The sequence below is a fragment of the Kitasatospora sp. NPDC127067 genome (genome assembly GCF_042724755.1).
Lineage (GTDB): Bacteria > Actinomycetota > Actinomycetes > Streptomycetales > Streptomycetaceae > Kitasatospora > Kitasatospora lactacystinica.
Map to the genome: position 1 here is coordinate 1 of NZ_JBHXEM010000218.1, position 8,686 is coordinate 8,686.

Annotated in this window: 7 protein-coding genes and 1 pseudogene; 4 read left to right on the forward strand and 4 right to left on the reverse strand. The window is 72.3% G+C overall.

The window, feature by feature from the left end; all coding sequences use genetic code 11:
• Nucleotides 1-863 precede the first annotated feature (863 nt).
• The gene (locus tag ACFWJ4_RS39905; RefSeq protein WP_380553928.1) at nucleotides 864-2,381 is read left to right on the forward strand and encodes an FAD-dependent monooxygenase; all 1,518 of its coding nucleotides are present in this window, start codon (nucleotides 864-866) and stop codon (nucleotides 2,379-2,381) included.
• 220 nt (nucleotides 2,382-2,601) lie between these two features.
• On the opposite strand, the gene ACFWJ4_RS39910 is transcribed toward ACFWJ4_RS39905, so the two are convergent.
• Both ACFWJ4_RS39910 and ACFWJ4_RS39915 read right to left on the reverse strand, forming a co-directional pair.
• Nucleotides 2,602-3,291 carry a hypothetical protein gene (locus ACFWJ4_RS39910; RefSeq protein ID WP_380553931.1) on the reverse strand — a complete coding sequence of 230 codons (690 nt, stop codon included), beginning with the start codon at nucleotides 3,289-3,291 and terminating at the stop codon, nucleotides 2,602-2,604.
• Nucleotides 3,292-3,441: 150 nt separating this feature from the next.
• Nucleotides 3,442-3,549: pseudogene (locus ACFWJ4_RS39915) on the reverse strand (DUF4157 domain-containing protein); the annotation flags it as partial.
• 214 nt (nucleotides 3,550-3,763) lie between these two features.
• Between ACFWJ4_RS39915 and ACFWJ4_RS39920 the strand changes: the two are divergent.
• The gene (locus ACFWJ4_RS39920) at nucleotides 3,764-5,023 is read left to right on the forward strand and encodes an MFS transporter (protein WP_380553933.1); all 1,260 of its coding nucleotides are present in this window, start codon (nucleotides 3,764-3,766) and stop codon (nucleotides 5,021-5,023) included.
• Nucleotides 5,024-5,033: 10 nt separating this feature from the next.
• Complete coding sequence (locus ACFWJ4_RS39925) at nucleotides 5,034-5,240, forward strand: hypothetical protein (protein ID WP_380553936.1); 207 nt, start codon at nucleotides 5,034-5,036, stop codon at nucleotides 5,238-5,240.
• A gap of 61 nt (nucleotides 5,241-5,301) precedes the next feature.
• Here ACFWJ4_RS39925 and ACFWJ4_RS39930 read toward each other — a convergent pair whose 3' ends face one another.
• Complete coding sequence (locus ACFWJ4_RS39930; RefSeq protein WP_380553939.1) at nucleotides 5,302-5,871, reverse strand: peptide deformylase; 570 nt, start codon at nucleotides 5,869-5,871, stop codon at nucleotides 5,302-5,304.
• A 617-nt stretch (nucleotides 5,872-6,488) separates the two neighbouring features.
• The gene (locus ACFWJ4_RS39935) at nucleotides 6,489-7,709 is read right to left on the reverse strand and encodes a glycosyltransferase (protein ID WP_380553942.1); all 1,221 of its coding nucleotides are present in this window, start codon (nucleotides 7,707-7,709) and stop codon (nucleotides 6,489-6,491) included.
• Between the two features lie 292 nt (nucleotides 7,710-8,001).
• On the opposite strand from ACFWJ4_RS39935, the gene ACFWJ4_RS39940 reads away from it, so the two are divergent.
• Entirely contained in the window at nucleotides 8,002-8,574 is a 573-nt protein-coding gene (locus ACFWJ4_RS39940; RefSeq protein ID WP_380553945.1) for a hypothetical protein, read from the forward strand.
• Nucleotides 8,575-8,686 lie beyond the last annotated feature (112 nt).

Sequence of the window (8,686 nt, forward strand, 5' to 3'; positions counted from 1 at the left end):
AACGCGGACGGCAAGGAGATCTACAACCAGAAGACCCAGCCCAACGTCAAGGCCACCCACCCGTAGGCGCCACACCGGGCGCCCAGTGGTGGGGCGATCATCCCCGCGGCGGCGCGGGGCCGTGCGGCGGACGAGCACACGCGGTGCGACGATCACGGGGGACAGGCAGCGGAAGAAGTCCACGACGCGACGCGGCCGCGCTTCCCGGTGCGGCACCGCAGCCCGCCGAAGCCGTTCATCCACGAGCGGCTCCGCCCCACCACCCACCTCCTGTCGGCCCGATCGGGGCGGAGACGCCCTCGCGGGCGATCTCACCGGTGAAACCCGACTCCCCCAGCACGCAACGGGACTTGCCGCTGACGTAGCCCTCGCGGGCGAGGGCTACCCGGGCGACCGCCTCCCCGCCCCCGAGCTCCCCGGCACCCCGCTCAAGCCCTGCGGACGCACCCGTTGACCTGCGCCTTCGACCGACGGGGAGCCTGCCGCAGGATCCGAGCCGCACTCCCCCCACGACGATCCCGACGCCTCCGGCGCCCTGGCCGCCGCCCTCGGCGCCTCCCCGGGCCCGGCCGAGCTGCGCATCAGCCCGGACATCCGGCCGGTCCTCGGCCGCGCCCCTCGGCCCTTCGCCGAGTGGGCCCGCCCGCAACGCCGCCGCGTTCCGCTGAGACCGGGCAGCGCCGCGGGAACCCCGGGACCGGGCACGGACCGGGGGCGCGCGGGGCGGCGTGCCCGGCAGGCTGCCGGTCGGGTGTCAGCGGCCTGTCGGTGACGCGTCGGTCAGATGCAGGTGGGCTCTGGGACCTTCGAGTGGTCCCGCCGGGTGCCGATCCGGCTGTGGATTCAGGGGAAGGGGATCTCTTGTGCATGACGTAGTGATCGTGGGCGCCGGCCCGGTGGGGCTGTTCCTCGCCTGCGAACTCGGCCTCGCGGGCTGCTCGGTCCTGGTGCTCGAACGGGACCCGGAACCCCGCTCGCCGTTCAAGGCGCTGCCGCTCGGCATCCGGGGCCTGTCCTCCGCCTCGGTCCAGGCGTTCTACCGCCGCGGGATGCTGCACCAATTGCTGAAGGCATCGGGCGTCGACGATGAGCCCGGCGCGCAATCGGGACCGGACGCGCCGTCAGCTCCCCGTCGTGGTGGCCACTTCGCCGGCATGATGCTCGATCCGGCCAAGATCGACTTCGCGGCCCTGCCGTACCGGCTGCCCTACCCGGCACCGGAGGGCATGCCGACACACGTCGAAGCCATCGAGGCGGTGCTGGCCGAGCGGGCGTCCGAGCTGGGCGTGGACGTCAGGCGCGGCGTCACGGTTTCGGCCATCGCGCACAACGACGGGAGTGTGATAGCGCAGGCGGGCGAACACGCGTACACGGCGCGCTGGCTGGTCGGCTGCGACGGCGGACGCAGTACCGTACGCGGGCTCGCGGGCTTCGACTTCGTCGGGACCGAGCCGCTGTGCACCGGCTACACGATGCTCGCCACCGTCGCCGACCCCGAGAAGCTGAGCCCCGGGTTCAATCTGACACCCACGGGCATGTACCTCCAGCCCGCGGGGGACTACATCGCCGTGCTGGACTTCGACGGCGGCGCGTTCGATCGCTCGCGGCAGCCGACGCGCGACCATCTCCAGACGGTTCTGCGCCGGGTGTCCGGCACCGACGTGACGCTGGGCGAGGTCCGTCTCGCGTCGAGCTTCACCGATCGGGCGATGCAGACGACGACCTACCGGCACGGACGCGTCCTGCTCGCGGGCGACGCCGCTCACATCCACTCGCCCCTGGGCGGGCAGGGACTCAACGCCGGCATCGGCGATGCCCTGAACCTGGGCTGGAAGCTGGCGGCGGCCGTGCACGGACACGCGCCGGACGGACTTCTCGACACCTACGGCCGCGAGCGCCGTCCGGTGGGGTCGGCGGTGCTCGACTGGTCGCGCGCACAGGTGGCGGCCATGCGGCCGGACCCGCACGGCCAGGCCGTCCAAGGGGTGATTCGCGACCTGATCAACACCCGGGACGGAGCGACCTACGTGTTCGAGAGGATGTCGGGATCGTCCGTCCGTTACGACCTCGGCAGCGAGCACCCGCTGGTCGGCCGCAGCGCCCCGGACCTTCGTCTGGAGGACGGCACCCGTCTTGGCGACCTGATGCGGGACGGACGGGGCGTCACGCTCGACTTCAGCACCGACCGATGCCTGCACGCTCCGGCGAGGGGCTGGGAGGGCCGGATGCGGTACGCGGCCGGTCCGGCGAAGGACGACCTCGGATTGGGTGCCGTGCTGGTCCGGCCCGACGGCGTGGTCGCCTGGGCAGGCGATCGCACACCTGACCGTGAAGCGTTCGAGCGGGCCGCGGGACGCTGGTTCGGCAGTCCGGAAAGCTGAAACGGGCGTCGCCCGGCACCCGGCGTCGTCTTCGGTTCCGAAGTCCCGGACGGCGAAGGCCCGACCCTCAACATCGTGGGACCCACCCCATCGGCACGAGCACCCCGCGAGCCACGCGACACCGTGAGCGTGAGGCCTACGCAGTGTTCACGACGACCCCGGCGGCCTGACGGCCGCCGGGGTCGTTTCACACCGCTCCGTCGATATCGGCCCGTCGCTTTCACGAAGCTCGGATCACGTCCCGGACCGGCTGCGGGTAGCCGATCTCGGCGATGTCCTCGGCCAGGTCCACGAGGGTGAGCTCCGAGTTCAGCGATGACACGAGCGTCCGGCTCAGCGGTCGCAAGGCATAGACGTCGCGCACCGCTTCCAGGTCCACGGGAACCTCGTAGTAGTCCTCGGCGAAGCGCTGGAACGCTTCCGGCGAACGGTCGGCCAGGAGCTCGAACAGGCTTGTTGCCCCGTCGGGGTCGGAACACCCGGCAGGGAAGTCGATCATGCCGTGCCGCCACCGATCGTCCGTCGCCTCCCGCCAGAGGCAGGCCGTCACAACGGGAACGTCGTCCTGGTCGGTGAACGCCGGCTCCTCGACGAAGGGCTTGAAGACCTCCGGAACCTCGTCGATCACTCCCGGCCAGGGCTCGCCATCGTTGCCGTACGGGCTCATCGGTGCTTCGTGGGCGAAGCCGCGGACATAGGCCCCGGCAGCCGAGAACACGATGGAGTACTCGTCCCCCGACCCGTTGCGCATCGACGCCATCTCCTCGCCGTCGGCCCAGCCGGCGTTGAAGGAGTAGTACCGGCCTTCCCAGTCCGGGCTCAAGATCGCATCGAGCATCGCCAGTGAGCGGCACAGGTTCCGCAGGTCGGCGATGGGAGGGAGCCGACGAGCCACGTCGTGGACAGTCATGTGCCCATCCAACCGGATGCCCCTGACACCCGGAATCTCCCCAAGGCTGTCACGCTCAGTAGCGGTGCCGGAGTCAGGTGGGTCAACTCGCGACGGTTGAATACGCGGGCCCACCAGAATCAAGCCCCGACAAGACGCCCGCCGGCCACGTCGCGCAGCCGAGTCCGTATGGACACGGACATCCGAGAAGTCCGCGCCGAACCGGCCTTCCCTCTCGGTGCCGGTGTCATGGTCGAGCGGACGCCCCGGGGCACGCAGGACGCTGAGGACTTCACCCTAGGGGCGGGCCCGACCGGTTGGCAAGGCAAGCCTTACTGGACGGCGGGCCTGCTACGGTTCCGGACATGTTCCTCCCCCGTGCGTAGCGGACCCGCCACGACCGTGCCCCCCTCACCGGGCACGGCGCTCCGGTGTCCCCGCACGCCTCCGGGCACGGCCCCGCCCTGCCCGCCTTCGCCGAGGAACGTCTCCCTTGTCTTCGCCCACCCCCTCCCACTTCTCTTCGCCGACCCCCTCCTACGCCGCCGTCCTGCGCGCCCCGCACGCCGCCCGCACCTTCGGCGCCGCCCTGCTGGGCCGGCTCTCGTACGGGATGGTCCCGCTCGCCATGATGCTGGCCGTCCGGGACGCCACCGGCTCCTACCCGGTGGCCGGCACCGTGCTGGCCCTGTTCGGGCTGACCAGCGTCTTTCTCTCCCCGGCCCGTGCCGCCCTGGTCGACCGGTACGGCCCCCGGCGCGCGCTGCCGCCGATGGCCGCGCTGTACGCCGGGCTGCTGACCCTGGTGGCCTGCGCCACCTGGCGGCCGGGCGCACCGCCGGTCCTGACAGGTGCTCTGGTGGTCGCCGCCGGTTCCTGCACCCCGCCGCTCGGGCCGGTGATGCGGACGCTCTGGCGCCGACTGCTGCCGGACCAGGAGCTGCTCCGACGGGCGTACAGCCTGGACACCGTCGCCGAGGAACTGCTGTTCGTCAGCGGCCCGCTGCTGGTGGGGCTGCTGCTCGCGCTCGCCGGTCCGACGGCCGGGGTGGCCGCGGGGGCCGCGCTCGTACTGGCGGGCACCCTGGCACTGGCCTCCTCCCCCGCCGCGCGGGAGGCGGACCGGACCGGGCCGGCCGCACCCGGCGCGCGCCCGGACGGCGGGGGAGAGCTGCACCGGGCGGTGCTCGCCTCGGCCGCGACCGGGCTGGCGCTCGGAGCGCTCGACCTGATGGTGGTGGCCTTCGCCGAGGAGCGCGGGCGGGCCGGGGCGGTCGCCTGGATCCTGGCGGCGCTCTCGGCCGGCAGTGCCGTCGGAGGCCTGGCCTACGGCGCCGTCGGCTGGTCCGCCCCGAACCGGGCCCGGCTGCCGCTGCTGGTCGCCGGGCTGGGCCTGGCGCTGGCGGGCGCGGGGCTGGCGCCGAACCTCCCCGTGCTGACCGCGGCCGTCGCACTGGCCGGGCTGTTCGTCTCCCCCGTCGTCACCACCGCCTACCTGATCGCCGACGAGACGGCCGCACCACAGGCCCGCACCCGGGCCGGCGCCTGGGTGAACACCGCCTTCAACGCGGGCTCGGCGGGCGGCACCGCGACCCTCGGCCTGCTGGTCGGCCGGCTGCCGCTGCCGCTCTGCTTCGCCCTGGCGGCCGCCCCCGCGCTGCTCTCCGCCGCGTCAGCCGCCCACCGACTGCGCGACTTTGGTGGCGACAGGTCTCACCGAAAGTCGGATACCGGGGCTGACCTGCGTCTCTAGGCTCAGGGGCATGAAAAATCTGCTCGGCTTCGTGAGCTTCGCCCTCATCGTCGGAGGGATCAGCGGCCTGCTCTCCGACCACCTCGGGGGCTTCCGCCTCTTCGGCTTCGTCCAGTACCTGGTCCCGGGCGGCCACGAGACCGCCGGGTACACCGGGTTGGTGCTGCTGGGCACCGCCCTGGCCGTCGTCACCGGGCGGATCGGCCGCGGACGGTAGTCGCACATCCGCGACAGAGCGGCCTCGATGCGGTGGGCGCCCGGGGTCGGCCGGGCCGGGATCACTGCTCGTAGGCCCATGCCCGGCCGGTCTGCCGGTACTGCTCGACGGGGATGGGCTCGATGCCGGTCCGCATGCGGGTGGTGTAGAGCAGGCCGTCGAGGTGGTCGATCTCGTGGTGGACCAAGCGGCCGAGTCCGCGTTCGTACGTGGTGGTGATCAGCCGGCCGTCCAGCGTGGTGGTCTCCACGATGATCCGCAGCGGTCGGGGGACCATGCCGCGGACGTCGAAGAAGGACAGGCAGCCTTCGTACTGCTCGTCCGTCTCGTCGGAGCGGTCGGTGATCGTCGGGTTGAGCAGGACGATCGGCGGGGCGCCCGGGTCGGCCGGCCGGACGATGGCGGCGGCTCGGCCGATGCCGATCTGGGGTGCCGCGATGCCCATGCCCTTGGCGAAGGGGTGGACCTGGCCGATGCGCTGCATCGCGGTGAACAGCTTCTCGACGACCTGCTCGGCGGCCTCGCGCTCGGCGGGCAGGTCGAAGGGACGGGCGGGCTCGGCAAGGATGGGCGCGCCCTCCTGGACGACGCCGAGGTCACGCATCTGCTCGCTGGGCCGCACCTGGATCACCTGAACTCCCTTTGGGTTGTTTCGCGTTCGGGTCGGGCCCGGGACCGTCACACGAGCAGCGCCCCGAGCTCCGGAAGCCGGCCGAACAGGTCGGGGAGGCCGCGCACGCCGTTGCGCACGGACTCGTGCGACAGCGCGAGGCCGGGGCCGGTGCTCGCCTCCACACCGGCGAGGCACCGGAGGATGTTCCACCTCGTGTGCCCCAGCCAGCCGCCGATCATGAACACGAACCAGCTCGGACCTGACGGCGGCAGCGCTCCGCCCCCCGCGACATAGCCCCGACAACGGCTATGCCTTCGAGCTGGCGAGACCGCTCTTCCTGGCCGTCGGTGATCGAATCGGCTTCGAGGACGGGAAGCCGGTCGTCGTGCGGGTGAGCGGAGAGCGGCTGGTTCCCGCCGGAGGCTGGTCCACCCGCTGCGGCATCAGGGCCAGCCGACGCAGCTGATCGTGCTGCCAACACCCCTCTTCGGGACGCCTGTTGAGACCGCCACCGGTTTGATCGTTCGCCGGACAGCAGTACGGCCTCGGCGTGATCTTGTGCGTTGTGAAGCGCCCATGATCGGCTCGGCTCCCCCGCCCCGGTCGGGCCGGCGGCGGGCGGTGGGCGGCGGGGCTCAGCGGCCGTTCTCGTCGATCCGGGCGATGCGGTCGAGGACGGCGCCGGCGCCGTCCTCGGCTGCCATCAGCCCGGCGACGGCGGCCGCACGGCGGCGGACCGGCTCGGCCAGCGCGGCCGTGATGGCGGCGGCGAGGCGTTCGGCGGTGAGGTCCGCGAACGGCACGGGCTGCGGGGCGACTCCCAGCCGGTGCAGCCGTGCCGCCCACAACGGCTGGTCGACCATGACGGGCACCGGTACGGCGGGGACCCCGGCGCGCAGCGCGGCGCCGGTGGTGCCGGCTCCGGCGTGGTGGACGGCGGCGGCGGTTTGGGGGAAGAGCCAGTCGTGGGGGAGGTCTCCGATGGAGAGGATGCCGTCGCCCGCCGCCTCCAGTCCGGCCCAGCCCGCCTGGACGACTGCGCGCACGCCGGCTTGCCGCACGGCCGCCGTCACCAGTTCGCCGAGCCGGTCGCCCTCGCCCGGTGCCATGCTGCCGAAGCCGATGAACACCGGGGCCGGACCGGCCTGGAGGAAGTCGACCAGTTCGGCCGGGGGCTGCCAGTCCAACGGCCGGGCGGGCCACCAGAAGCCCGCCACGTCGACCGGGGCCGGCCAGTCCGCCGGGCGCGGCAGCAGCAGGGGGCTGTAGCCGTGGACGACCGGTCGGGTGTGCCCGAGCGGCGGCAGTGGTGTCGTGCCGGGCAGGCCGAGGCGCTCGCGCATCCGGGTCACGGCGCCCGAGAACAGGCGGTCCGCGCTCCGGAGCCGTTCCTGGCCGGCGGCGAGGTTGCCCTCCGGTCCCAGGTCCTCGCTCCCGGCGGGGCCGGGCAGCGGGAACTCCCTGGTGGCGAAGGCGGGCGTGAGGTAGGTGCCGAGGACGGGCACGCCGTGGGCCTCCCCGGCCGTGCGGCTGAGCGGCGACGGGGCGAAGGCGGTGAGCAGCAGGTCGGCTCCGCCCGCCACGGCGTCCGCCACGCCGTCGGCGAGTCCGTCCACGAACGCGGTCATCAGCGCGCGGGTCTCCTCCGGGGAGGTTGCGCGGGCCCTGGCGCGGATGAGTTCCTCGGGGTCCCCCGGCAGCGGCCGGTGCTCCAGGCCGCAGGACTCGATCAGTGTCGTGAAGGTCGGATGGGCGGCCACGGCGACCCGGTGCCCGGCGTCCATCAGGCGTAGGCCCAGGCCCGTGAACGGCGCGACGTCCCCGCGGGAGCCGGTGGTGACGATCAGGATGCGCATGGAGGTGATTCTCCACGACGGGCCCGTGCGAGTCGCCGGGAACCTGGGGCTGTGCGGACCGCTGCTCGCCGGGCGCGCCGCTCTCACCGCCACCGACTGCGCGGAGGGGGCCAACCTTCGGTGAAGTTTGGCCGATAATGAATCGACCCCGCCTCTTGCCTCAACCTGCGCTCCCAGGTGCATAGTTAAAGACCGACTCAAGGCGCGCACCTGTGGAAACGCCTTCCCATTGCGTCGACTCCGGAAAGCGGGCGCACGCGAAAGAGGTTGTTTCCAGCATGGAATTCGCAGGTTGACAGCGTTGGGAAAAGCCGTCATCGCGACAGCGGTGACGGTCTTCACGATCTTGGCGACGACGGGTACGGCCGGTGCCGTCACCGGACCAGACCCGAACAGTGCCCGACCCGACTTCTCGGCCCAGGCGAGGAGCGTCGGGCTGAACACTTCTCAGGCTGCGGCACTTCAGGACACGGTCAACGGCTATCTGGCCACAATGGGCGGGACCCAGACAGCCATCAACAGGATCGACCTGAGCGCGGGCGGGAGACTGCTCATTCCGTTGCCCGGGGAGCAGCGGGCTCGTGATCTCTCCGCGCCGGACGGTCCCGAAGAGTTCTGCCCGTACACCTATGTATGTGCTTTCAGCCTGCCGAACTTCTGGGGCACGTCCCTGCAGTTCTTCACCTGCAATCAGCTGAATCGCATCACCTGGACCGGAACCGGATCGTGGATCAACAATCAGCGGGCCGCATTGCACGCCAAGTTCTACGACCGCAACGGAAATCTCGGCTGGACTTCACCCGGTGGCTTGAGCTGGGACGTTGAAGCCTCCTGGGACTGGGTCTGGTGGCTCAGCCCCTGCTGAGCCGGATCGCGCGCCGGTGTGGGCGCCGGTACGGGCGCCCGCCGGCGCCGTGCCGGGCCGGTGGACGGGCGCTGCCGGGCAGCCGTGGGGGCGGCCTCCGACAGGGTCGGTG

Bases quoted from the DNA above. Each gene is read 5' to 3' on its own strand.
- ACFWJ4_RS39910 (WP_380553931.1), bottom strand. From the start codon at position 3,291: ATGACTGTCCACGACGTGGCTCGTCGGCTCCCTCCCATCGCCGACCTG.
- ACFWJ4_RS39925 (WP_380553936.1), top strand. From the start codon at position 5,034: ATGAAAAATCTGCTCGGCTTCGTGAGCTTCGCCCTCATCGTCGGAGGG.
- ACFWJ4_RS39935 (WP_380553942.1), bottom strand. From the start codon at position 7,709: ATGCGCATCCTGATCGTCACCACCGGCTCCCGCGGGGACGTCGCGCCG.